21 protein-coding genes are annotated in these 23071 nt (G+C 64.9%); 14 read left to right on the top strand and 7 right to left on the bottom strand.

Going from position 1 to position 23071, the window contains the following annotated elements:
• Positions 1-76: 76 nt before the first annotated feature.
• From ACSQ3M_RS25440 to ACSQ3M_RS25395, 10 genes are all read left to right on the top strand, one after another.
• Complete coding sequence (locus tag ACSQ3M_RS25440) at positions 77-1081, top strand: ABC transporter permease (protein ID WP_436152863.1); 1005 nt, start codon at positions 77-79, stop codon at positions 1079-1081.
• The gene (locus ACSQ3M_RS25435) at positions 1081-1944 is read left to right on the top strand and encodes an ABC transporter permease (protein ID WP_436152862.1); all 864 of its coding nucleotides are present in this window, start codon (positions 1081-1083) and stop codon (positions 1942-1944) included. The genes ACSQ3M_RS25440 and ACSQ3M_RS25435 overlap by 1 nt, the downstream gene beginning before the upstream one ends.
• A complete protein-coding gene (locus ACSQ3M_RS25430) occupies positions 1941-2951 on the top strand; it encodes an ABC transporter ATP-binding protein (RefSeq protein ID WP_436152861.1) in 1011 nt (336 codons plus the stop codon). The genes ACSQ3M_RS25435 and ACSQ3M_RS25430 overlap by 4 nt, the downstream gene beginning before the upstream one ends.
• A complete protein-coding gene (locus ACSQ3M_RS25425; protein WP_436152860.1) occupies positions 2948-3793 on the top strand; it encodes an ABC transporter ATP-binding protein in 846 nt (281 codons plus the stop codon). The genes ACSQ3M_RS25430 and ACSQ3M_RS25425 overlap by 4 nt, the downstream gene beginning before the upstream one ends.
• On the top strand, positions 3790-5325 hold the full coding sequence (gene arfA, locus ACSQ3M_RS25420; RefSeq protein ID WP_436152859.1) for an arabinosylfuranosidase ArfA: 1536 nt from the start codon (positions 3790-3792) through the stop codon (positions 5323-5325). The genes ACSQ3M_RS25425 and arfA overlap by 4 nt, the downstream gene beginning before the upstream one ends.
• A gap of 19 nt (positions 5326-5344) precedes the next feature.
• Complete coding sequence (locus tag ACSQ3M_RS25415; RefSeq protein WP_436152858.1) at positions 5345-6373, top strand: ArsR/SmtB family transcription factor; 1029 nt, start codon at positions 5345-5347, stop codon at positions 6371-6373.
• Positions 6374-6576: 203 nt separating this feature from the next.
• Positions 6577-7638, top strand: a complete 1062-nt coding sequence (chvE, locus tag ACSQ3M_RS25410; protein WP_129158153.1) for a multiple monosaccharide ABC transporter substrate-binding protein — start codon at positions 6577-6579, stop codon at positions 7636-7638.
• Positions 7639-7729: 91 nt separating this feature from the next.
• A complete protein-coding gene (gene mmsA, locus ACSQ3M_RS25405; RefSeq protein WP_436152857.1) occupies positions 7730-9259 on the top strand; it encodes a multiple monosaccharide ABC transporter ATP-binding protein in 1530 nt (509 codons plus the stop codon).
• An 11-nt stretch (positions 9260-9270) separates the two neighbouring features.
• Complete coding sequence (mmsB, locus tag ACSQ3M_RS25400; RefSeq protein ID WP_436152918.1) at positions 9271-10455, top strand: multiple monosaccharide ABC transporter permease; 1185 nt, start codon at positions 9271-9273, stop codon at positions 10453-10455.
• A 102-nt stretch (positions 10456-10557) separates the two neighbouring features.
• Positions 10558-11298, top strand: coding sequence for a FadR/GntR family transcriptional regulator (locus ACSQ3M_RS25395; protein WP_436152856.1), 741 nt, complete (start codon positions 10558-10560; stop codon positions 11296-11298).
• A gap of 235 nt (positions 11299-11533) precedes the next feature.
• Here ACSQ3M_RS25395 and ACSQ3M_RS25390 read toward each other — a convergent pair whose 3' ends face one another.
• Positions 11534-12061, bottom strand: a complete 528-nt coding sequence (locus tag ACSQ3M_RS25390) for a hypothetical protein (RefSeq protein WP_436152855.1) — start codon at positions 12059-12061, stop codon at positions 11534-11536.
• 170 nt (positions 12062-12231) lie between these two features.
• Between ACSQ3M_RS25390 and ald the strand changes: the two genes are divergently transcribed.
• Both ald and ACSQ3M_RS25380 read left to right on the top strand, forming a co-directional pair.
• A complete protein-coding gene (gene ald / locus ACSQ3M_RS25385) occupies positions 12232-13347 on the top strand; it encodes an alanine dehydrogenase (RefSeq protein ID WP_436152854.1) in 1116 nt (371 codons plus the stop codon).
• Between the two features lie 100 nt (positions 13348-13447).
• Positions 13448-13945 carry a transposase gene (locus tag ACSQ3M_RS25380; RefSeq protein WP_436152853.1) on the top strand — a complete coding sequence of 166 codons (498 nt, stop codon included), beginning with the start codon at positions 13448-13450 and terminating at the stop codon, positions 13943-13945.
• Between the two features lie 13 nt (positions 13946-13958).
• Here ACSQ3M_RS25380 and ACSQ3M_RS25375 read toward each other — a convergent pair whose 3' ends face one another.
• The 5 genes from ACSQ3M_RS25375 to thrS form a co-directional block, all read right to left on the bottom strand.
• On the bottom strand, positions 13959-14582 hold the full coding sequence (locus ACSQ3M_RS25375) for a GDYXXLXY domain-containing protein (RefSeq protein ID WP_436152852.1): 624 nt from the start codon (positions 14580-14582) through the stop codon (positions 13959-13961).
• Positions 14579-15868 (bottom strand): DUF2157 domain-containing protein, encoded by a 1290-nt coding sequence (locus tag ACSQ3M_RS25370; RefSeq protein ID WP_436152851.1) that lies wholly within the window; start codon positions 15866-15868, stop codon positions 14579-14581. The genes ACSQ3M_RS25375 and ACSQ3M_RS25370 overlap by 4 nt, the downstream gene beginning before the upstream one ends.
• A 96-nt stretch (positions 15869-15964) precedes the next feature.
• Positions 15965-16462 carry a hypothetical protein gene (locus tag ACSQ3M_RS25365; RefSeq protein ID WP_436152850.1) on the bottom strand — a complete coding sequence of 166 codons (498 nt, stop codon included), beginning with the start codon at positions 16460-16462 and terminating at the stop codon, positions 15965-15967.
• Between the two features lie 42 nt (positions 16463-16504).
• Positions 16505-16933, bottom strand: a complete 429-nt coding sequence (locus ACSQ3M_RS25360; protein ID WP_436152849.1) for a hypothetical protein — start codon at positions 16931-16933, stop codon at positions 16505-16507.
• A 173-nt stretch (positions 16934-17106) separates the two neighbouring features.
• Positions 17107-19107 (bottom strand): threonine--tRNA ligase, encoded by a 2001-nt coding sequence (thrS, locus tag ACSQ3M_RS25355; protein WP_436152848.1) that lies wholly within the window; start codon positions 19105-19107, stop codon positions 17107-17109.
• A gap of 283 nt (positions 19108-19390) precedes the next feature.
• Here thrS and ACSQ3M_RS25350 point away from each other — a divergent pair, with 283 nt between their 5' ends.
• Entirely contained in the window at positions 19391-21934 is a 2544-nt protein-coding gene (locus tag ACSQ3M_RS25350; RefSeq protein ID WP_436152847.1) for a hypothetical protein, read from the top strand.
• On the opposite strand, the gene yidD is transcribed toward ACSQ3M_RS25350, so the two are convergent.
• On the bottom strand, positions 21915-22256 hold the full coding sequence (yidD, locus tag ACSQ3M_RS25345) for a membrane protein insertion efficiency factor YidD (protein WP_436152846.1): 342 nt from the start codon (positions 22254-22256) through the stop codon (positions 21915-21917). The two genes, ACSQ3M_RS25350 and yidD, sit on opposite strands and share 20 nt — an antisense overlap.
• Before the next feature lie 181 nt (positions 22257-22437).
• Here yidD and ACSQ3M_RS25340 point away from each other — a divergent pair, with 181 nt between their 5' ends.
• Complete coding sequence (locus ACSQ3M_RS25340; protein WP_436152845.1) at positions 22438-23070, top strand: phosphatase PAP2 family protein; 633 nt, start codon at positions 22438-22440, stop codon at positions 23068-23070.
• Position 23071 lies beyond the last annotated feature (1 nt).

The raw sequence follows: 23071 nt of genomic DNA, 5'->3' as shown, positions 1-23071 counted from the left end.
GCGGCCCGACCTTCCTTGCGAGGATAATCACCAGCCGGCGGCGCACCGCCCGGGCCGGTCGAGCTTTCGGGATCGCATGAACGCCTATCTTGCCTATTTCGCGAAGCGGCTGGTCCAGTTCGTCGTGGTCGTCTTCATCGGCGTCAACCTCGCCTTCGTGATCACCCATGCCTCGCCGATCGACCCGGTCGAGCAGTCGATCGCGGCGGTGACGTCCTTCGGCAGCACCGCGCCCGAGGCGATCGCGGCGATGCGCTCCTCGCTGCAGGAGCTCTACGGGCTCAAGGGGACGCTGGCCGAGCAGTACGTCACCTTCTGGAGCCGGGTCCTGCGCGGCGATTTCGGCCCCTCCCTCTCCGCCTTCCCGACGCCGGTCTCGGCCCTGATCGGCCGGGCGCTGCCCTGGACGGCCGGGCTGCTGATCGTCTCGACGCTGATCACCTGGGTGCTGGGCAATCTGCTCGGCGGGCTCGCCGGCTACTACCAGCGCAACCGCACGCTGAAGCTGATGGGCGTGGTGGCCATGGGCGTCCACCCGATCCCCTACTACATCGTCGCGCTGATGCTGCTCATCATCTTCGGCTTCCTCTGGCCGGTGCTGCCGATCACCGGCGGGTCGGCGATGAACCTGCAGCAGGGCTGGAACTGGCCCTTCGTCTCGAGCGTCGCCCGGCATTCGATCCTGCCGGCGCTCTCGCTGATCCTGATCGGGCTCGGCAGCTGGTTCCTCGGCATGCGCTCGCTGGTCTCGAACATCGTGACCGAGGACTACGTCGTCTATGCCGAGACCGCCGGCCTCGACAGCCGCCGGGTGCTCGGCTCCTACGTCATGCGCAATGCGCTGGCGCCGCAGGTGACCGGGCTCGCCATGTCGCTCGGCGGCATCTTCAACGGCGCGGTGATCACCGAGAAAGTCTTCGGCTATCCCGGCGTCGGCACCCTCCTCGTCGACGCGGTCTATGCCGGCGATTACGGGCTCGTGCTCGGTGTCACCACCGTCTCGATCATCGCCGTCTCGGTCGGGGTCCTGGTCATCGACCTGCTCTACCCGCTGATCGACCCGCGCGTGGAGCTGCGCTGATGCTGGCCATTCTGCGCGACCTGATCCGCTACAATCTGGAGTTCCGGATCGGGCTGTTCCTTGTCTCCATCGTGGTTGTGATGGCGACGCTCTCCGTCGTCTCGCCCTATCCGGCGGGCGACGTCTATGTAGTGCCACCCGACCTGCCGCCGTCCACCGCCCATTGGTTAGGGACGACCTCGCGCGGGCAGGACGTGTTCTGGCAACTCACGGCGGCGATCCGCAACACGCTCTTCTTCGGCATCATGGTCGCGGCGCTGTCGCGGGTGATCGCGCTCGTCGTCGGGCTGCTCGCCGGCTACAGCGGCGGCTGGATCGACCGGGTGCTGATGTCGATCAACGACACCTTCATCATCATCCCGCTCTTCCCGATCCTGATCCTGTTCTATTTCGTGCTGCGCGATTCGATGTCGACGCCGCTGCTCGCCACCATCATGGCCTGCCTCGGCTGGGCCTATGACGCCCGCCTGATCCGCTCGGTCGCGCTCAGCCTCAAGACGCGCGAATTCACCCAGACGAGCATCTTCTCGGGAATGAAGACGCACGAGATCCTGGCGCGCGAGCATCTGCCCTATGTGCTGCCGATCGTGTTCTCGACCACGATGAACAACATGAACTGGTCGATCGGCATCGAGGTCACCCTCGCCGTCCTCGGCTTCACCGACATCAACACGCCGACCATCGGCGGGATGATCTACTGGGCCAATCAGCACACGGCGCTGGTCGCCGGCATCTGGTGGTGGATCGCCTTTCCGATCGGGCTCGTGGTGATGACCTTCGTCGGCCTCTTCCTGCTCGCCGTCTCGATGAACGAATATATCGACCCGCGCAGCCGCCTGGCCCGCATGGGAGGCAGCCGATGAGCGGCGCGGCCGAGCAGGCACCGGTGCTGCAGGTCCGCGACCTGCAGGCGCATTTCCGCACCCATTATTTCGGCGTCAACCGCGAGGTCAGGGCGGTGGACGGCGTCAGCTTCGACGTGAACCGCAACGAGATCTATGGCCTGGCGGGTGAGTCCAGTTCCGGCAAGACGACGCTGATCAAGACGATTGCCGGGCTGCTGAAGCCGCCGCTCGAAATGGTCGGCGGCTCGGCCCGCTTCTCCTTCCTGCCGGACTGGGACGCGGTCGGGCGGGCGCCGCCGGAGGTGGTGCGCGCCATCCGCTGGCGGCACCTCTCCTACATCATGCAAGGCTCGATGAACGTGCTGAACCCGCTCAGGCGGATCAAGCACAGCTTCCGCGATTTCGCCTGGCGCCATCTCGGTGGCAGCAAGGCCGAGTTCGACTTGAGGGCGGCGGCGCATCTGGAACGCGTCAAGCTCGATCCTTCCGTGCTCGCCGCCTATCCGCACGAGCTCTCCGGCGGCATGCGCCAGCGCGTCACCATCGCGCTCGCGACGATCTGCAAGCCGGATTTCATCATCGCCGACGAGCCGACGACGGCGCTCGACGTGGTCGTGCAGAAGGACGTGCTGGGGATGATCCGCACGATCCAGCAGGAGATGGGATCGAGTGTGCTCTTCATCACGCACGACATGGGCGTGCACGCGGCGCTGACCGACCGGCTCGGTATCATGTATGCCGGGCGGCTGGTCGAGGATGGCGAGACGCCCGAGATCTTCGCGCGCCCGCTGCATCCCTATACGCGCCACCTGATCGGGAGCCTGCCGCGCATCGGCGATACCAAGCAGCGCGAGGGCCTGGAAGGCACGCCGCCCAACCTCGCCGCCCCACCACCGGGCTGCCGCTTCCATCCGCGCTGCCCGCTCGCCATGCCCGTCTGCACGACGACCGTGCCAGCCATGGTCGAGACGCTGCCCGGCCATCGCGTCGCCTGTCACGCAGTCAATCCGGGGATGGCGGCATGAGCGCGCTCATCGAGCTCGACCGGGTCAGCAAGAGCTTCTCGCGCGGCGGGCTGTTCTCGACGCGACGCGTCGAGGCGGTGAAGGAGGTGAGCTTCGCCCTCGAAACGGACAAGCCGGAGATCTTCACCGTGATCGGCGAGTCGGGCTCGGGCAAGTCGACCCTGGCGCGGATGATCCTCGGCATCCACACGCCGAGCTCCGGCCAGGTCAGGCTCGGGGGGCGCGATGTCGGAACCTATGAGCGGCGCGCCTTCATGGCAGAGGTCCAGCCGATCTTCCAGAACCCGTTCGAGGCGTTCAACCCGCTAAAGCAGCTCGACCGCTACCTGTTCATGACCGCCGAACGCTTCGGCGGCGCCTCGGGCAAGAGCGCGGCCGAGAAGCAGGCCGACAAGGCGCTCAGGCAAGTCGGGCTGTCGCTCGCCGAAATCAGGGGGCGGTTCCCGCACGAGCTTTCCGGCGGCCAACTCCAGCGCGTCGCCATCGCCCGCGCGCTCGTCGCCAAGCCCAGGCTGATCGTCGCCGACGAGCCGGTCTCGATGGTCGATGCCTCGCTGCGCATGTCGATCGTCAACCTGTTCGGCCGGCTGCGCGACGAACTCGGCCTGTCGATCGTCTACATCACCCACGATCTCGCCACCGCCTACTACATCAGCGACCGGCTGATCATCATGCAGAAGGGCGTCGTGGTCGAGCAGGGGCCGGCGCGCGCCGTGCTCTCGGCGCCCACGCATCCCTATTCCCGCCAGCTCCGCGACGCCGTGCTCACGCCCGACAGCGCGGGAGCTTTCCGTGCCGATCATCCACGCAAAGCCGTTGCTACACCCGGAGTCACGTCATGAGAAAAGCCAGCATCACCTTCGACCGCGCCTTCGCCATCGGCGACACCGATCCGCGGCTCTTCGGCGCCTTCGTCGAGCATCTGGGCCGCTGCGTCTATGGCGGCATCTACGAGCCCGGCCATCCCACCGCCGACAAGCGCGGCTTCCGCAAGGACGTGCTCGAGCTCGTCAAGGAGCTCGGCCCGACGATCATGCGCTATCCGGGCGGCAATTTCGTTTCCGGCTACAATTGGGAAGACGGGGTCGGCCCTATCAAGGACCGGCCCGCCCGGCTCGATCTCGCCTGGTTCACCACCGAGCCCAACAGCTTCGGCACCAACGAGTTCATGGACTGGTGCCGGGCGGCGAAGATCGAGCCCATGCTCGCCGTCAATCTCGGCACGCGCGACGGCGATGCAGCGCGCAATCTCGTCGAATACTGCAACCACCCCGGCGGCACGGCCTGGTCGGATCTGCGCATCAAGCACGGCTGGAAGAAGCCGCACGGCGTGAAGTTCTGGTGCCTCGGCAACGAGGTCGACGGCCCTTGGCAGATGGAGCACAAGACCGCGACGGAATACGGGCGCGTCGCGCATGAGGCGGCGAAGATGATGCGCTGGATCGACCCGTCGATCGAGCTTGCCGCCTGCGGGTCCTCGGGCCGCAACATGCCGACCTATGGCCATTGGGAAGACAAGGTGCTGGAGCACACCTTCGACCAGGTCGAGTTCATCTCGCTGCACACCTACTTCAACAACTATGCCGGCGACACGAAGGCCTTCCTCGCCAGCCCCGACCTGATGGACCAGTTCATCGAGGAGGTGGTGGCGATCTCGGACGCGGTCGCGGCGCGGCGCCGTTCCGACAAGCGCATCATGCTGAGTTTCGACGAATGGAACGTCTGGTACCGCACCCGGCGCGTCAGGGCGGATCGCGTCAAGGAAGGCTGGCCGGTGGCGCCCCCGATCCTCGAGGAGATCTATTCGATGGAGGACGCGCTGGTCTTCGGCGGCGCCTGCATCTCGCTCCTGAACCATGCCGACCGGGTGAAGGCCGCCTGCCTCGCGCAGCTCGTCAACGTCATCGCGCCGATCATGACCGAAACCGGCGGCCCGGCCTGGCGGCAAACGATCTTCTGGCCCTTCGCCCAGATGAGCCGTCTCGGGCGTGGCACTGTGCTCAAGGCCATCGTCAAGTCGGAAAGCTACCAGGCCAGCTACTTCGATCCGCGCGGCAAGCAGGACCTCTTCTATCCGATCGACGCGCCCTATCTGAAGGCGTCGGTGGTGAGCGACGATAAAGGCGTCTCGCTCTTCCTGCTCAACCGCGACCTGGAAGGCGGGCTCACCGTCACGGTCGATGCGCGCGGCTTCGGCAAGCTCAAGGTTACCGAGGCAACCGAGCTGCATCATGCCGACCTCAAAGCGGTCAACAGCAAGAAAGAGCCGCTCAAGGTCAAGCCCGCGACGTTGAAGGGTGTCTCGACGAAGTCCGACGGGGTCACTCTGGAATTGCAGCCGGCTTCGTGGAATGTGATCAGGCTCGAAAGCTGACAGGACGGCACCCGCAAGGATGAACCAGAGCCCGCCATCATCGCCTCGCGGACGCCGCAGCAATGGCGGCAAGGCGTTGCGCGCCGAGGGCCGGCAGGATCTCGGCTTCCTCGTCGTCAACGCAGACCGGCAATATCAGGTGCTGCGCGGCCTGGCCTCCCCGGTCAGGCTCCGCATCCTGAAACTGCTCAACCGGCACGGGCCGAAGAACATCAACCAGATCGCCGAGGCGCTTGGCCTGCCGCAATCGACGATTGCGACCAATGTCCAGGTGCTCGAAGAGACCGAACTGATCTCGACCTCGCTCGGCAAGGCGGCGAAAGGCCAGCAAAAGATCTGCGCAGCGCGCTATTCCGAGATCGTCGTCAATCTCGACCCGGACGATCCGAGCCGCGACCGTAATATTGTCGAGGTCGAGATGCCGCTCGGGCTCTATACGAGCTCGAACGTCTCGGCGCCCTGCGGGTTCTGCTCGACCGAACGCATTCTCGGCGTGCTCGACGTGCCCGAGCTGTTTCTCGATCCGCGCCGGGTCCAGGCCGCGCTGATCTGGTTCGGCCGCGGTTATGTCGAATACAAGTTCCCGAACAACGCCAAGGTCCTGAACCAGGCGATCACGGCGCTCGAATTCGAGATGGAGATGTCCTCGGAGGTGCCGGGCACGAATACCGACTGGCCGTCCGACATCAGCCTTTGGGTCAACGAGCGCAAGGTCGGCACCTGGACCTGCCCCGGCGACTATGGCGACCGCCGCGGGACCTATACCCCACCCTGGTGGAAGCTCGAAGGCTCGCAATACGGCATCCTGACGACCTGGCGCATCACGGCCGAAGGTACTTTCCTCGGCGAACGCAAACTCAGCGATACCGCCACGACGGATCTCGACCTCGATCGCCATCATTCGATCCGGCTGCGCATCGGCATCGATGACAAGGAGGGCCGCCCAGGGGGCGTCAATATTTTCGGACGCGGCTTCGGCAACCACAATCAGGACATCAAGATGCGGCTCTACCTGCGCGGCATGGACGCCCTGCCTCACGCGTTCTGACGGCCTGTCGGTGCGCAAAGCGTGGAGTTCCAAGCGCAGCTCGGCGCCGGGATCTGACATTGAGTTCTGCCTGGAAGCGGACATTGCGCGATTGACAGGCGCTGCAGGCTCTGCCCAGATGGCTGCGTCCGATGGCATATTATATGACTAATTGGATTGATCGACCGAAGAGTCGTGCCACAGAGCAATCTGGGAGAAGACGCATGAAGGCAGTTCGATGGATGATGGCGCTTGCCCTTGGCGCTTTCGCTTTTGCACCGCTGGCCCAGGCCCAGCAGAAGGGCACGATCGGCGTCTCGATGCCGACCAAATCCTCGGCGCGCTGGATCGCCGACGGCGACAACATGGTGAAGTCGCTCAAGGAGAAGGGCTACGGCGTCGACCTGCAATATGCGGACGACGACATCCCGAACCAGCTCGCCCAGATCGAGAACATGATCACCAAGGGCGTCAAGGTCCTGGTCATCGCCGCGATCGACGGCACCACCTTGTCGGACGCGCTGCAGCAGGCGGCGAGCAAGGGCGTCAAGGTGATCGCCTATGACCGCCTGATCCGCAATTCCAAGAATGTCGACTACTACGCGACCTTCGACAATTTCCAGGTCGGCGTGTTGCAGGCGAGCTATATCGAGAAGGCCCTCGGTTTGAAGGAAGGCAAGGGGCCCTTCAATATCGAGCTCTTCGGCGGCTCGCCTGACGACAACAACGCCTATTTCTTCTACAACGGTGCGATGTCGGTGCTGGAGCCCTACATCAAGAGCGGCAAGCTCGTGGTGCGCAGCGGCCAGCTCGGCATGGACAAGGTCTCGACGCTGCGCTGGGATGGCGCGGTCGCCCAGGCCCGCATGGACAACCTGCTCAGCGCCTACTACGCCGACAAGCGCGTCGATGCCGTGCTCTCGCCTTATGACGGCCTGAGCATCGGCATCATCTCCTCGCTCAAGGGCGTCGGCTATGGCAGCGGCAAGCAGGCCATGCCGGTGATCACCGGGCAGGACGCCGAGGTCCAGTCGGTCAAGTCGATCCTCAACAAGGAGCAGACCTCGACCGTGTTCAAGGACACGCGCGAGCTCGCCAAGATCGCCGCCAACATGGTCGACGCCTCGCTCTCGGGCAAGGAAGTCGAGGTCAACGACACCAAGACCTATGAGAACGGCGTCAAGACCGTGCCGTCCTATCTGCTGAAGCCGGTCAGCGTCGACGCCTCGAACTGGCGCGAGACGCTGATCGCCAGCGGCTACTACACCGAGAACCAGGTGAAGTGAGCACGATCCGGCGCGCTCGCCGCGCCGGATCCATTCGCCATCTCCCCGCGGGCACCCGTTGCCCGCGCCCCCTTCGCTGCGGGATGGATCGATGCAAGCGATTCTCGACATGCGTGGGATCACCAAGACGTTTCCGGGCGTCCACGCGCTCGATAATGTCAACCTGACCGTCAGGGCCGGCGAGATCCACGCCCTGGTCGGCGAGAACGGCGCCGGCAAGTCAACCTTGATGAAGGTGTTGAGCGGCGTCTATCCGCACGGCTCCTATTCCGGGGCGATCCATTTCGACGGGCAGGAGCGCCAGTTCCGTGGCATCGCCGACAGCGAGAGCCTCGGCATCATCATCATCCACCAGGAGCTCGCTTTGGTGCCGCTGCTCTCGATCGCCGAGAACATCTTCCTCGGCAACGAGCAGGCGAGCCATGGCGTCATCGACTGGTCGGCGGTCTCGGCCCGCGCCAAGGAGCTGCTCGCCAAGGTCGGACTGAAGGAGGCGCCGGAGACGCTGGTCACCACGCTCGGCGTCGGCAAGCAGCAGTTGGTCGAGATCGCCAAGGCGCTGTCGAAGAAGGTCAGGCTGCTCATCCTCGACGAGCCGACCGCGAGCCTGAACGAGAGCGACAGCGACGCCCTGCTCGAACTGCTGCTCGAATTCAAGAGGCAGGGCATCTCTTCGATCCTGATCTCGCACAAGCTCAATGAGATCGCCAAGGTCGCAGACGCGATCACCGTGCTGCGAGACGGCGCCACGGTCGAGACACTCGACTGCCGCGGGCAGGCGGTCAGCGAGGACCGCATCATCAAGGGCATGGTCGGGCGCGAGATGGCCGATCGCTACCCCAAGCGGGAGAGCCATCCCGGCGAAGTCCTGTTCGAGGTCGAGAACTGGACGGCGCACCATCCGATCCACGCCGAACGGCAGGTGGTGAAGAACGTCAACCTCACCATCCGCCGCGGCGAGATCGTTGGCATCGCCGGGCTGATGGGGGCGGGACGCACCGAATTCGCCATGAGCCTGTTCGGCCGCTCCTATGGCCAGAAGATCAGCGGCACGGCGAAGCTCGCCGGCAGGGAGATCGATGTCGGCACGGTCGAGCGCGCCATCGCCAGCGGCCTTGCCTACGCGACAGAGGATCGCAAATCCCTCGGCCTCGTCCTCGAAGAGGACATCCGCAAGAACATCACCCTCGCCAATCTGGCAGGCGTCGCCGAGCATGGCGTGATCGACGAGATGCGCGAGCTTGCCGTCGCCAACGACTATCGGGCCAAGCTCAGGATCCGCAGCCCGAGCGTCTACCAGCAGGCCGTCAACCTGTCCGGCGGCAACCAGCAGAAGGTCGTGCTGAGCAAATGGCTCTTCGCCGACCCGCAGGTGCTGATCCTCGACGAGCCGACGCGCGGCATCGACGTCGGCGCCAAATACGAGATCTACACGATCATCAACCAGCTGGCCGGAGCCGGTAAGGCGGTGCTGATGATCTCCTCGGAGATGCCGGAGCTGCTCGGCATGTGCGACCGCATCTATGTGATGAACGAAGGGTCGTTCGTCGCCGAACTCGACGCCGCTGAGGCGTCCCAGGAAAAGATCATGCAAGCCATCATGAGATCGGGGAGACGTTGATGGATACGAGCCTGACCGACGATGTGCGCGGCTCGAAGGGCGCGTCCTCGCTGGGTTTCATCAAGTCGCATTTCCGCGATTACGGCATGCTGCTCTCGCTCCTGGCGATCATGCTGTTCTTCCAGTTCATGACCAACGGCACGCTGCTGAAGCCGCTCAACCTGACCAACCTGATCCTGCAGAACAGCTATATCGTCATCATGGCGCTCGGCATGCTGCTGGTCATCGTCGCCGGGCATATCGATCTCTCGGTCGGCTCTGTGGTCGGTTTCGTCGGCGGCCTCGCCGCAGTGCTGATGGTGCGCTACGGCTTCCACTTCGTGCCGACCATCATCATCTGCCTGATCGTCGGCGGGCTCATCGGCGCGGCGCAGGGCTACTGGGTGGCCTATTTCCACGTACCGTCCTTCATCGTCACGCTCGCCGGCATGCTGGTCTTCAAGGGGCTGACGCTCGCTTTGCTCGGCGGCATGTCGGTCGGCCCGTTCCCGCCGACCTTCCAGAAGCTCTCCTCCGGCTTCATCCCCGACCTGTTCGGCATGGAAGCTTTCAATCTGACGTCGCTCTTCCTCGGCACCGCCTGCGTTGCCGCCATGGTCTATTTCAGCCTGCGCAGCCGCAACAACCAGGTCCGCCACGGCGTCGAGACCTCGCCTTTCACGCTCTTTGCCGCCAAGAACGCGTTGCTGGCTTTGCTGGTCGTCGCCTTCTGCTATCAGCTGGCAACCTATCGCGGCCTGCCGAACGTGCTGGTGATCATGTTCCTGCTGATCGCGCTCTACGCCTTCGTCACCAACCGCACCGTGATCGGCCGGCGCATCTACGCGCTCGGCGGTAACGAGAAGGCGGCGCGGCTCTCCGGCATCAAGACCGAGCGCCTGACCTTCCTGGCCTTCGTCAACATGGGTGTGCTCGCCGGGCTCGCCGGACTGATCTTCGCGGCGCGCCTCAACACCGCGACGCCGAAGGCGGGCCTCGGCTTCGAGCTCGACGTCATCGCCGCCTGCTTCATCGGCGGTGCCTCGGCGTCCGGCGGCGTCGGCAAGGTCACCGGCGCGGTGATCGGCGCCATGGTCATGGGCGTGATGAACAACGGCATGTCGATCCTCGGCGTCGGCATCGACTATCAGCAGGTCATCAAGGGCCTGGTCCTGCTCGCAGCGGTTTCAATCGATGTCTACAACAAGAAGAAATAACCCTGCGGTGCTTTCCACGGGCGGCCGGGCTCTGCCCGGCGTGCCCGAGCGAAGAGTGCCGCCCGCATCATGAACTCGCCACAGCCCGCCTTGGCCCTGCCAATGCCGTCCCGTTCCGCGCACGAGTTCGTGGTGCACGGCATCGGGCGCCGGATCGTTGCTGGACAGTATCCGATCGGCAGCACTTTGCCGGGCGACGCCGACCTGACGGAGCGCTTTTCCGTGTCGCGCTCGGTCCTGCGCGAAGCGCTCAAGACGCTCGCCGCAAAGGGCCTGATCGAGCCGAAGACCAAGGTCGGCACGCGCATTCTCGAAGAGAAGCGCTGGAACATGTTCGACGCCGACATTCTGCGCTGGCGGTTGCAGCGCGGGGCCGACGCGCCCTTCTTCGAGAACCTGTTCGACATCAGGCAGGCGCTCGAGCCGCTCGCGGCCGCTTCGGCGGCGCTACGCCGCAGCGACGAGGACATCTGCCGGATCGAGGCAGCCTGGCGCCGCATGGGCCCGCCGGACCAGACGCGCGATGGCTTCACCTCGGCCGATCTCGCCTTCCACCGCGCCATCCTCGACGCTTCCGGCAATCCCTTCCTGCATTCGATCGGCTCGGTGATCGAGACCGCACTCGCCGCTGCCTTCGCGCTGAGCGCGCCGGTTGACGATCCCGAGCGCTTCGCTCTCGCGCTGCGCCAGCACCGCACCATTCTCGATGCGATCGTCGCGCGCGATGCCGATGCGGCGAGCGCTGCGATGACGATCGTGATCATCGAAGGCACGCGCTGGACCAGCATGGAAATACTGAGGGCGCCAAGCATCGAGATCACGCTAAAACTGTTTGGCCGCTAGAGCATTTTCGAGCGAAGTGGACACCGGTTCGCGTGAAGAAAATGCGATAAAACAAGGGCCTCGAGCATTTCTGCGATTCGGAGAAACGCGCAAATGCTCTCGAGCCGGATGATTTCAGATGGAACCACTTTGCGATTCCATCTGAAATCTGAATCCGTCTCTCATCAAAGAGTTAGAGCAGGATTCTCGCGAAAAACCGGGTCCCACTTTTTCGCATCCTGCTCCAGGCATCGCGTCAGGTGCACACCCGTTCGCGCACCGCACACCGCGTGCCTGTCCGCTCGCAAGCCTGCACGGCCTGATCCTCGGCCTGCCGGCGCGTCGGCGCAGCCGCGGCGAAGACGACGCCGGCGGCCGGTCCGCTATAGTTCCGGGCTGTGTAGCTCATACCGACCAGAGCCTGCACGGCATGACGATCGGCAGCTTCGTTGTTCCATGACGACTGGACGTCGTATTTCGCGCCATTCGTCAGCAATTCCCCGAGGACGGGGAACACGGTGGAGCAGCTCTTCAAGCCCGCCTGCCTGGCGTGTTGCAGGAAGGGCGTTTCGGGGCGAGACGGGTCGGCCTTGTTCGTTTCCGCGATCGCCGGTTGCGAGACGAGGTTTCTGATCGTGGCATAATTCATCGAGCTATAGGCGAGCCCGCCCAAGGTAACGATGCTGATGGCCGAATAGATCGCGATCCGGGTCCAGCTGCGTTTGGACGCGACGCGGTCGTTGCCATAGCCTGGCCGGGCCGAATGGCCCTGCTGCCGCGACATGATCCGATCATGGATGGATTGACGCCGGCGGATCGCTCGAGTGGGTTAAAACGTTTGGACTTTCCCCGGGGACACGCGCCAGGGACGGCCGCAAGTCGGTTTGCGAAACCAACAGCGGCTTCCTCGCCACGATCTCAGGGTAGTCCCGCAAAGCCGGTCGGAGGAAAACCATGCGTGTCGGCGTTCCCAAGGAAATCAAGGTCCACGAATACCGCGTAGGGCTGACGCCCGAAGCGGCGCGAGAATACGTATCCGCCGGTCACGAAGTGATCATCGAGAAGGGCGCGGGGGCTGGCATTTCGGCGTCCGACGCCGCTTACGAGTCTGCCGGCGCCCGCATCGCTGCGAACGCGGCCGAGGTGTTTTCCGAGGCCGACATGGTGGTGAAGGTCAAGGAGCCGCAGCCGGTCGAATGGGCGCAGCTGCGAGAAGGTCAGATCCTGTTCACCTACCTGCATCTCGCGCCCGATCCGGCGCAGGCCGCCGGCCTGGCGGAATCCGGCGTTACAGCCATAGCCTACGAGACCGTCACCGACCGCTTCGGCGGCCTGCCTCTTCTTGCGCCGATGAGCGAGGTTGCCGGGCGGCTCGCGATCGAGGCTGCGGCGGCTTCCCTCAAGCGCCATGCAGGAGGACGCGGCATATTGATTGGCGGCGTGCCCGGCGTTCCCCCCGCGCGCATCGTCATCATCGGCGGCGGCGTCGTGGGTACGCATGCCGCCCGCATGGCGGCAGGCCTTGGTGCGGACGTGGTGATCCTGGACCGATCGCTGCCGCGCCTGCGGCAACTCGACGAGCTGTTCGGCGGTCGGGCGCGTACGCGCTTCTCGACTCTCGATGCGATCGAGACGGAGATCCTCGCGGCCGATGTCGTCATCGGGGCTGTGCTCATCCCGGGTGCCGCGGCGCCGAGGCTCGTCTCGCGGGCACAGTTATCGGGCATGAAGCGCGGCGCGGTGCTCGTCGACGTCGCGATCGACCAAGGCGGCTGCTTCGAGACCTCTCGAGCGACCACCCATGCCGATCCGACCTACGAGGTGGACGGCGTGATCCATTATTGCGTCGCGAACATGCCGGGCGCCGTGCCCCTCACGTCGAGCTATGCCCTGAACAACGCCACTCTCCCATTCGGGCTGGCCTTGGCTGCGAAAGGGCTCGATGCCATTCGCAGCGATCCTCACCTGGCGGCCGGCCTCAATGTTCATCGCGGGAACATCACGAATGCACCTGTCGCGGCGAGCCTTCAGAAGCCCTACAGATCGATAGAAGACGCCTTGGCCGCGTAGGAGGAAGGGAGATCGGAGGCCCCTTACAACGCCCTGCTCGCAACCGAGGCTTTCCTCGCTCGGCCAGGTCTTCGGAATTCCCGCTTGGCGCGCCGATGGGATGAATCCGCTCGCGGTTCATCTCGCCATGATTGCGGCGGTCACGCATATGCGGCGCCGGCAAGGGACCGACCGCGCTCGATCATTCGCTCCAGTCGCGGGCCGACACGCCAAGAGACATAAAACGATCGCAGGTCGAGGACGGCCGGACCGGCTCGCGCAGATCAGCGCGGATCGCCTTCCAGCCAGCGCCGCTTCGACTGCTCCCGATCTCCTCGAAGGTCAGGAAGCCGACGCGGTGCTGGCCGACAAAGCCTATGACAGCGATGATTTACGCAACCAGATTGCCGCAATGAAGGCGCAGGCGGTGATCCCGTCCAAGCGCAACCGCAAGGTCTTCATCCCTCACGACGGCGAGATCTACAAACACCGCAACCGGATCGAGCGATGCTTCAATCGTCTCAAGCGCTTCGGCCGCTTCGCCACACGCTACGACCGCAGAACCATCCACTTCACAGGCTTCGTCCACCTCGCCACAGCCATGATCTGGCGACGCTGAATGTCGATCCGCTCTAGTAAGGCGGCTCCTGATGGACGAGCTTGCCGTCGATCAGCAGGCGCTTGATCGCCGCCTGCCCCGAACTCGATACGGCGGCAACGATCTCCAGCCGCTTGTGCTCGGTGGTCTCGATGGCGCGGCCGGTGCCTTGCGGTACGAAATAGCTTTCGAGGCCATAGCTCACACGGATGGCGCGGCGGCCGGCACTGCAATCGGGGTCGCCATTCGCATTGGTCACGCAGGCGCCGATCGAGGTGACCCTGCCTTCGAGCACGGAACCGCCGGCCGCAGCTGCCGGGCGGGCGAGATAGACGCCCTTCGCTTCGGCCAGGCCATCGACTCCGGGCGCGACGCTGACGAAGACGGGCTGGTTGCGCTCGAAGGCCTTGTCGCCGTCGAGCTTGGCGGTATCGAGCGTGCTGATCTTGTAGTTCAGGATCACGTAGTCGCCACGGAAGAGGTCGCGCGGATCGACCGGCGCGGTCGCCAGCCTGACTTCCGTGCCGGAGCGCAGGATGCGGGCACGCGACTCGACCAGAGCAAGGGTGAGCCCACAAAGCAACAGGATGGCGGCGAGCCCGCGCCAGAGCGGCGAGATCCGCCCGGTGAAGGCGTCGGCGGATGGCAGGCGGATCATGGCGCTGCCCCCGTCGGCTTGCTGAATTTGGCGAGGAGCCGCCGCATGCCACTGGCGAGGCCGATCAGGAGCGCGCCACCGACCAGGAAGAACAGCGACTGGTCGAGCAAGGTGCCGATGGTCTGCCAGAGCAGGATCACGATCGCGATGGCGAACAGCGCCGAGCCGGCGAGGCTGAGCCGGCGCACGCCACCGCCCGCACCGGCAATGACGATGCCGATCGCGATCGCCAGGATCAGCGCGGCGACGACGATCTTGCCGGCCATGCTGACCGCGCCGCCGCTCCAGAACAGCACTGGCACCAGCAGCGCCATGAAGAGCGCAAGCCCAAGCGGCAAGGCGAAGCGGCGCTCCCGCGCCATTAAGCCGAGCCCGATCACCGCCGGCAGCGCCAGCGCATAGGCGAAATAGTTCAGCCAGAGCGCCGTGCCGGCCTTCGCCTCATTGGGTTCGAGGATGCGGGCGAGCTCGACATTGAGCGACAGGATCAGCCCGATCAGGCCCCAGGGCAGGCAGGCGGTGAGCAGGCCCGGCCCGCCGCGATCGAGCGCCAGCGCGCCGAGGGCGACGAACAGCACCGAGACCGCCAGCCAATAAGCGAGCAGGCCATAATCGAAGCGGAAGAAGGCGTACTGGCCCGGCAAGGTCGCGAACCAGCCGAGCAGCACCAGCACAGCAAGGTGATGGACAAGGCGGTTGTGCCGGGTCGCGGCCAGCCAGAGCGCCGGCAGGAAGGGCAGCCAGAACAGGAGATGGGCGTTCGCCTCGCGCTCGTCCCAGCGGCCGCCGCTCCAGGCGGCGATCGCGACGAGTGCGACGACGAGCGCCCCGTTCGAGCGCAGCAGGAAGGCGACGATGAGCGCGCCGATGGCGATCAGCAGCGCCCCGCCCGCCCAGTCGGTCGGCAAATGATACATCTGGCCGACGAGCGCGACGCCGGCAGCGAAGATTAACGTGCCGCAGGTCGCGGCGGCATCGGCGCCGCCGGTCGAGCCGCGGCTTTCCAGCCGGACCGCGATGCCGAGCGCGCCGGCGACGCCGAGCAGCACCATGGCGAGCTTCACGAGACGGGGGATTTCCTCCCAGTTCGCCGCGACGAAGGCGGAGACGCTGGATGCGATCAGGAGGCCGCCGAACAGGCCAAGCAGAGCGGGCAGCTTGAAGCCGCCGCCCTCCTGCGCCAGCGAGCGGCGGATGGTCGTAGCGCTCTCGGGGCTGACCAACCCCTCCCCCACCCAGCGACCGAGATCGGCTTCAAGCCGTTTGCGATAGGAACCCGTCAGCATCGCGCCTATTTGGCACGGGCTGACGGGTTTTGGCGAGATGTTCGACGCTTGGCATATGGGATCAACTTGCGCCGCTATGAGCGCGATGACCCACAGTCAAATGAAATAGAAATCGATCCCGCCGACAGTGGCGTGCAGTTTGAAACTGCCACCTGGAGAGGAGGCACCGCCTGTTCTCCATCCCGTCAGGAGGCCCGTCGAGGGATCAGCAACCGTCTGATTTTCCGCGACATCAATGGCCGCCTCGATGAAATCGGTGAACTCCTGCGCTCGCCGATCCTTCGCATTGTTTGCGATATCAAGCATTTTCTGTATTCGCGTGCTGATACTCCCGTCATAGATGGGATATTTCTCAAACCCCGCGAACTGCCCCTTTGCCTTGATGATATCGATAATGTTTTTGGCGCTCGCAGCCCCGAACTGGGACGGCTTGTTTTGCAAGCGATTATAGAGAACGCGATCCATAAACTGCATCGCACGCTTGGATTCACTGAGAACATAACTTGAAAACGCTGGGCCACGCGCCTCGGCGAGAAGCAACCGAACCTCTGCGCCCGTAACGGAATTGCGGTCGGGCAATGCGAGCTTGGCCACCGGAGTAACCCCTAGGTTGCAAGGGGCATCATAGGAGCGGTTTCAGCGTTGTATAGTCATGCGTTGGCCCCTGGCCTCGCAATCCCTGGTGAGATCGGCGACCCATTTGCGAGTGACGCGATAGGTGCTGCCTTTCAGGGCCCGCTCATCAGCAACGACATCCTTCTTCAGATCGATCACACGGCGTGAGAACGTTAGGTCATCCGAACCCGGCTCCAGCAGGATGATCTGCCGCGCCGCGCTCCAGATCACCCACGCAGCCCGGCTGCTGTCTCCCGCAACGAAGCCAATCACGCAGATCTCGGTTCTTTTCGCCTTGCCCTTTTCAAGAACATAACGGCGCACGACATCGCGATAGGACGCGAATTGAGGGTCACCGCCAATATCGAAGAAGGTCGATTCCGCCCGGACAACGCCGCCCAGGCTGCAGAGAACAGCAGCGATGCAGATCAGAGCCTTCAAGCGCGTCACGATCGGCCCCCCGCCAACTCAAAGCACCTGCGGATACCGCTTCCGCGATGATCACCACCGATTTCTCGTTATCCAACCGAGCGCTCTTTGGCCTCCGGCCTAACGCGCGCCGGAGGCCAAACAGCATTCTCTCGCATGTGCCGGCGGCATTCAACCGCCGGCCCGCGTTCTTGCTAGATGGCCGCCTTGACCTTCTTCTTGCGGGCGAGATCGGGCGGCGTCGCCTCTTCGGTCAGCGCCGCGACCACGGCGTCGAGGCTCATCACGGTCTGAGCCTGGCTGCCGAGGCGGCGCACGGTCACCGTCTTCTCCTCGGCCTCGCGCTTGCCGACGGCGAGGATGACCGGGACCTTGGCCAGCGAGTGCTCGCGCACCTTGTAGCTGATCTTCTCGTTGCGCAGGTCGGCGCGGGCGCGCAAACCGGCCGAGAGCAGCGCCATGGTGACCTCCTCGCCATAGCCGTCGGCCTCGGAGGTGATCGGGCAGACGACGATCTGCTCGGGCGCCAGCCAGAGCGGGAAATGCCCGGCATGGTGCTCGATCAGGATGCCGACGAAGCGCTCCAGCGAGCCGCAGATGGCACGGTGGACCATCACCGGCTGCTTCTTCTCGCCGTCCGAGCCGATATAGAAGGCCCCGAAGCGCTCCGGCAGGTTGAAGTCGACCTGGGTCGTGCCGCATTGCCAGTCGCGGCCGATGGCGTCGCGCAGGACATATTCGAACTTCGGCCCGTAGAAGGCGCCCTCGCCCGGATTGATCTCGGTCTTGATCCGGTTGCCGGACTGCTTGGCGATCGTCTCCAGCACCCTGGTCATGACGTCTTCGGCATGATCCCAGACCGCATCTGAGCCGACGCGCTTCTCCGGCCGAGTCGAGAGCTTGATGACGAGCTCCTCGGTGAAGCCGAAATCCTCGTAGACCGAGAGGATCAGGTCGTTGATCATCAGGCACTCAGCGGCGAGCTGCTCTTCCGTGCAGAAGACATGCGCATCGTCCTGGGTGAAGCCGCGCACCCGCATCAGCCCGTGCAGCGCGCCCGAAGGCTCGTAGCGATGGACATTGCCGAACTCGGCCAGCCGGATCGGCAGGTCGCGATAGCTCTTCAAGCCATGCTTGAAGAGCTGGACATGGCCCGGGCAGTTCATCGGCTTCAGCGCAAACACCTTCTGGTCACGCGTCGGATCGTTCGGGTTCTCGAAAGCCGAAGCCGACTTCACCGCGAACATGTTGTCCTGGTACCAACCCCAGTGGCCCGAGGTCTCCCAGAGCGACTTGTCGAGGATCTGCGGGGCGTTGACCTCCTCATAGTCGGCGGCGAGGCGCCGGCGCATATAGGTCAGCACCTCCTGGAACAGCCGCCAGCCCTTGGAGTGCCAGAAGACGACGCCCGGCCCCTCCTCCTGGAAGTGGAACAGGTCCATCTCACGGCCGATCCGGCGATGGTCGCGCTTCTCGGCCTCCTCGATCTGCTTGAGATGAGCGTCAAGCTCCTCCTGCCGGGCGAAGGCGGTGCCGTAGATGCGCGTCAGCATCGGGTTCTTGCTGTCGCCGCGCCAATAGGCGCCGGCCACCTTCATAAGCTTGAAGGCGTTGCCGACCTTGCCGACCGAAGTCATGTGCGGGCCGCGGCAGAGGTCGATCCAGTCGCCCTGCGCATACATCTTCAGCGTCTGGTCTTCCGAGATCGCGTCGACCAGCTCGACCTTGAAGGCCTCGCCCTTGTCACGGAAGAAGGCCTTGGCCTTGTCGCGGCTCCAGATCTCCTTGGTGAAGGGTTTGTCGCGCGCGACGATCTCGCGCATCTTCTTCTCGATCGGCGCGAAATCCTCGGGCGAGAACGGCTCGTTGCGGAAGAAATCATAGAAGAAGCCGTTCTCGATGACCGGGCCGATCGTCACCTGCGTGCCGGGATAGAGTTCCTGCACCGCTTCGGCGAGGAGGTGGGCGCAGTCGTGCCGGATCAGCTCCAGCGCGCGCGGATCCTCGCGGTTGAGGAACTCGATCTTCGCATCGGCGGTGATCGGATCGGCGAGGTCGACGATAGTGCCGTCGAGCGCCATCGCGACCGTGCGCTTCAGGAGCGAGGGGGAAATGCCGCCGGCGAGCTCCTTGCCGGTAATGCCGGAGGGGAATTCGCGCTGCGCGCCATCGGGAAATGTCAGGGAGATCGTCATCGATCGGCTCCTGCTCACTCGGGGATACAAGCCCCGTAAGCCAAGGCCGGCTGCATGAATGAGCGGGGCGACGCGGCCTGCAGCCGGTTCGGCACGCGCGCCGGCTCCGCCTATACGAGCCGGGCGAGACAGGCAATCGCGGGATTGCAAATCGCAGCCACGCGCTTGCAACCACGGCGAGATTGACGATAGGTTATGCAATCGACTTCCGATCCCGGCAATCGGTTCGACAGCCATGCAGCCAGCAATGTCACCGGGCGCTGCGGCGCCCATCCTGCGAGACGTGGACTCGTGGCCTTTCAACTGGATCGGTGACCTGCTGCGGGTCATCTATGCCTGCCGCGTCGCCGCGATCTCCGTGCTCCTTGGTTACATCCTGCTGACTCAGGTTCCGCAGGCGCGCGACCTCTTCCTGGTCTTCCAGGGGCCGGCTTTCGGACCGGGAACCGAGTATCCCCGTTTCTGGGAGATGCTCTTCCGCTGGCTGGTCTACTTCGTCATCCACATCATCGCCTGGAGCAGCGCCGTCCAGGCTTCGGCGGAGCACCTGCTGGGCAACAGCTCCTGGCTGATCGGCCCCTCCCGCGAGCTGACACCGCGCGACATGGCGATCTACGATCGCCGCTTCCGCGCCTTCGTGGTCGTCCTGCCCTACGGGCTCGCGCTCCTGACCTTCTTCGCGGTCTGGTGCGGCTACGAGGCGGCGCTGGCTGACTTGCCGCGCGACGGCGTCGGCTCACTGGCTTTGTCGGCGGGCATTCTCCGCAGCGGCTCAAGCGGCTTCTATGTCGCCCTCGCCTGCGGCATTACGGCCCATCTCTTCCTGTGGGGCCGCAATATCCGGGAGATCGCGAAAAGCGAGGCTCATTTCCGCGAGCAAACCAAGACCGCAAAGGGCGGAACCGGCTGGCGGGAGGCGGTGAGCCTGCACGCCGCCGTCTGGCTCGCGCTCGGCCTGGTCATGCTCGTGGCAGTCGCCGCCTTCGGCGATCGCCTGTTGGCAGTGGCCTCGGGCATTTATCTCGTGCCCATCCTGTTCGGCGCCTGGATCCCGGTCTTCACGCAGATCGGGATGGCGAGCCAGCGGACCCGCTTCCCCTTCACCTTGCTCCTGCTGGTCGCCTGGCTCCTGGCGGCCAGCTCCTGCGGTCACTCGAATCTCGTTTCGCGCGCGAAGCAGGAACCTCAGCCTGCCATGGAGTTCGGGGAGGCTGTCGCAGCCTGGAAGCAGGCGAATTGCGAAGGCAACACCTGCCCGCGCCCGATCCTGGTGACGATCGCGGGCGGCGCTTCGCGAGCCGCCTTCTTTGCCGCGACAGTCCTCGGCGAACTACTCGACAATCCCTGCATGGAGCCCGGCCGTACCTGTGAAAAGCCGGACGCCGCCGTGCCCCTGCTGGCAAAGCGCGTCTTCGCGATCTCAGGGGTTTCGGGCGGCTCGCTCGGCGCGGTCCAGGCCGTCGCCGCGATGAGCGATGCGCGCCGCGACCCAAAGGACCCGGCACTCGCACCGCCCTGCATCGACAAGACGCCGGCGCATTTCTTCAAGACGCCGAATGACAGAAAATGGCGCGACTGCCTTCAGGTTCTCGCCAGCGAAGACTTTCTCTCGCCAACCGTGCTTGCCCTGGTGACCAGCGAGCCGTTCCTGTTTCTCGAGCCCGTGCTCGGCCGCTTCTGGCCCAACGGCTTCTTTCTCGATCGTGCCGCCATCCTCGAGAACAGCTGGATCAACCATTATCAGGACAATGTGGTCGCGCCGGCGCAGACCATGCCGGCGCGGGGAGACCTCGCGCAATCGTTCACCCGCTTCGGCCAGGACGCGCGCAAGGACGGCAACTGGCTTCCCCTCCTCGTCCTCAACGCGACCTCCGAAGAGACGGGCAAACGCGTTCTCGCGAGCCAGCTCGCAAACCAGGTCGCACATCCCACCCAGATCACGCTCAAGAGGCCGACGCTGTTCGTCGACGCCTTCGAGGCCTCGCGCTTCTTCGGCGAACTGGCTGGGAGCAAGCCGGCCTGCGCCATCGCGCGCGGCAACGGCTTCGATCTCACGCTGGCCAGTGCGGCGCTGAACAGCGCCCGTTTTCCGATCGTCTCGCCGGCCGGGCGCTTCGCCGACGGTTGCAACGTCACGCTCCGGGTGGTCGACGGTGGCTACTTCGAAAACGACGGGGCGACCACGACCGCGGAGATCGCCGATGCGCTGAAGCGCTTCGGCCTCGCGCCTGTCGTGCTGCATATCGCCAACGACCCGGTCGATCTGATTGCCGACCCCGAGCGCGACCAACGCCCGCCACCGCGCGAGGATTCGCTGATGCCGCTGCTGATGGCGCCGGTCAACACGGTACTGTCGACACGCAGCGCCCGTGGCTCCTATGCGCTCGCCGCCCTCGCCGGGACGGTCGACCAGGACAATGTCGCAGATTTCCTCGTTTTCGGTGAGCCGTCCGTTCCGACGCGAGACAAGTTTTCCGTCGTTCAGGGGCTCACCGGCTTCGAAGCCGTGCCAGCCGATATCGAAGCCCCGCAATGCTTCGAGCGGACGAGTGCACCCAGCGAACTCGCTCCGGATGCGAAAGCGCCCGGCGACGGAGCTCCTTCGCCAACAGTGCCGAACAGGGCGACCGCGCTGAAGGAAGTCTCGATGAGCTGGTGGCTCTCGAAGCCGGTTCAGGAATACCTCGACCGGCAGACCTTTCACCGGCGCAACTGCCAGTCCTTGAAAAAGGTGCGTGCCTGGCTCAACGAGCCTCTTTCCGCCCCGGCCCAGAAGACGATCGCCGAGCAGCCGACAAGCGCGCCGGTCAAGATGCCGGACCGTTAACGCCGCGCCAGCGGCCATAGGCCCAGGGCTTGTACCAGGCGCCTTGGGGCGGCAGCTCCTCGCAGACCAGGTCGATGCCGGAGGTGCCGAGCGGCGTGCAGCGGCAGATGCGGGAAAAGCCGACCCAGCCGCCGGCCCAGAGCCCGTGGCGCTGGATCGCCTCGTCGGTGTATTCCGAGCAGGACGGCCAGTGCCGGCACTGCCGGCCGATCAGCATGGAGAGGCTGAGCTGGTAGCCGCGGATCAGGAGGTGAGCACCCCGGCGCGGAGCAAGCGCGAGCCCCTGCCACCAAGAAAGGCTTTTTTCAGCATGTTTAGGCAAGTATGACTCGGCTGAACTCTGCCGACTCCCTCCCGCCGACCTTCCATCGTCCCCTTCGGTCCCGCCTTCCCACCCCCCGGTCATGATGCGCGCACGTTTCCTTGCCTCCGCCACCGCCCTCTGCGGGCCGCTGCTCGTGCTCGCCCTGGCCACGCCGGCGGCGGCGCAGCAGAGATCTTATATGATCTGGCTCGACGCGGCCAAAATCGACGTCGCCAAGGTGATGGGCCTGCCGCCAGCGCAGAATTCACCGGAGCACCGCGCCGAGTTCGAGAAGGTCCTCGCCATCTCCGCGGCCCGCACGCCCGAGCGCGAGAAGCAGGCGCTCGCCGATCAGTACCAGACGCTGAACGCCTTCGTGAACGGCATCGACCACGCCTATGTCGAAGGCACCCACCGCGAGACGCGCCTCCTGATGCGCGAGGCGCAGGTCGAGCTCGCCATCCTCCTGAAGAGCGTCAACCGCCTGACCAGCCGCATCCGCCCCTTCCAGATGTGGAACAAGGTCAGGGTCAAGCCCTGCCCCGGCGGGCGGCCGGAAGGCACTTCCTTCCCCTCGGCGCACGCCGCGACGGCTGCGCTCTATGCGACACTGCTCTCCGAGGTCGTGCCCGAGCTCGCCGACAAGTTCGAGGAGCGGGTCAAGAGCTATGACGAGAGCCGTCTCGTCTGCGGCTTCCACTACCCGACGGACCTGGAGGCCGGCGACAAGATCGGCCGCGTCGTCGCCAAGGCGCTGCTCGCCGACAAGACCTTCCGGGTCCGCTTCGACGAAACGCGGGTCGAAACCCGGCAGGCCTTCGGGCTGAAATAGC

This window comes from Allobosea sp. LjRoot90, from assembly GCF_964254315.1.
Classification (GTDB): domain Bacteria; phylum Pseudomonadota; class Alphaproteobacteria; order Rhizobiales; family Beijerinckiaceae; genus Allobosea.
The sequence above is the reverse complement of the archived record's forward strand: the minus strand, read 5'-3'. Positions and strand labels throughout refer to the sequence as shown.

Bases quoted from the DNA above. Each gene is read 5' to 3' on its own strand.
- ACSQ3M_RS25440 (WP_436152863.1), top strand. From the start codon at position 77: ATGAACGCCTATCTTGCCTATTTCGCGAAGCGGCTGGTCCAGTTCGTC.
- ACSQ3M_RS25435 (WP_436152862.1), top strand. From the start codon at position 1,081: ATGCTGGCCATTCTGCGCGACCTGATCCGCTACAATCTGGAGTTCCGG.
- ACSQ3M_RS25430 (WP_436152861.1), top strand. From the start codon at position 1,941: ATGAGCGGCGCGGCCGAGCAGGCACCGGTGCTGCAGGTCCGCGACCTG.
- ACSQ3M_RS25425 (WP_436152860.1), top strand. From the start codon at position 2,948: ATGAGCGCGCTCATCGAGCTCGACCGGGTCAGCAAGAGCTTCTCGCGC.
- arfA (WP_436152859.1), top strand. From the start codon at position 3,790: ATGAGAAAAGCCAGCATCACCTTCGACCGCGCCTTCGCCATCGGCGAC.
- ACSQ3M_RS25415 (WP_436152858.1), top strand. From the start codon at position 5,345: ATGAACCAGAGCCCGCCATCATCGCCTCGCGGACGCCGCAGCAATGGC.
- chvE (WP_129158153.1), top strand. From the start codon at position 6,577: ATGAAGGCAGTTCGATGGATGATGGCGCTTGCCCTTGGCGCTTTCGCT.
- mmsA (WP_436152857.1), top strand. From the start codon at position 7,730: ATGCAAGCGATTCTCGACATGCGTGGGATCACCAAGACGTTTCCGGGC.
- ACSQ3M_RS25395 (WP_436152856.1), top strand. From the start codon at position 10,558: ATGCCGTCCCGTTCCGCGCACGAGTTCGTGGTGCACGGCATCGGGCGC.
- ACSQ3M_RS25390 (WP_436152855.1), bottom strand. From the start codon at position 12,061: ATGTCGCGGCAGCAGGGCCATTCGGCCCGGCCAGGCTATGGCAACGAC.
- ald (WP_436152854.1), top strand. From the start codon at position 12,232: ATGCGTGTCGGCGTTCCCAAGGAAATCAAGGTCCACGAATACCGCGTA.
- ACSQ3M_RS25380 (WP_436152853.1), top strand. From the start codon at position 13,448: ATGAATCCGCTCGCGGTTCATCTCGCCATGATTGCGGCGGTCACGCAT.
- ACSQ3M_RS25375 (WP_436152852.1), bottom strand. From the start codon at position 14,582: ATGATCCGCCTGCCATCCGCCGACGCCTTCACCGGGCGGATCTCGCCG.
- ACSQ3M_RS25370 (WP_436152851.1), bottom strand. From the start codon at position 15,868: ATGCTGACGGGTTCCTATCGCAAACGGCTTGAAGCCGATCTCGGTCGC.
- thrS (WP_436152848.1), bottom strand. From the start codon at position 19,107: ATGACGATCTCCCTGACATTTCCCGATGGCGCGCAGCGCGAATTCCCC.
- ACSQ3M_RS25340 (WP_436152845.1), top strand. From the start codon at position 22,438: ATGATCTGGCTCGACGCGGCCAAAATCGACGTCGCCAAGGTGATGGGC.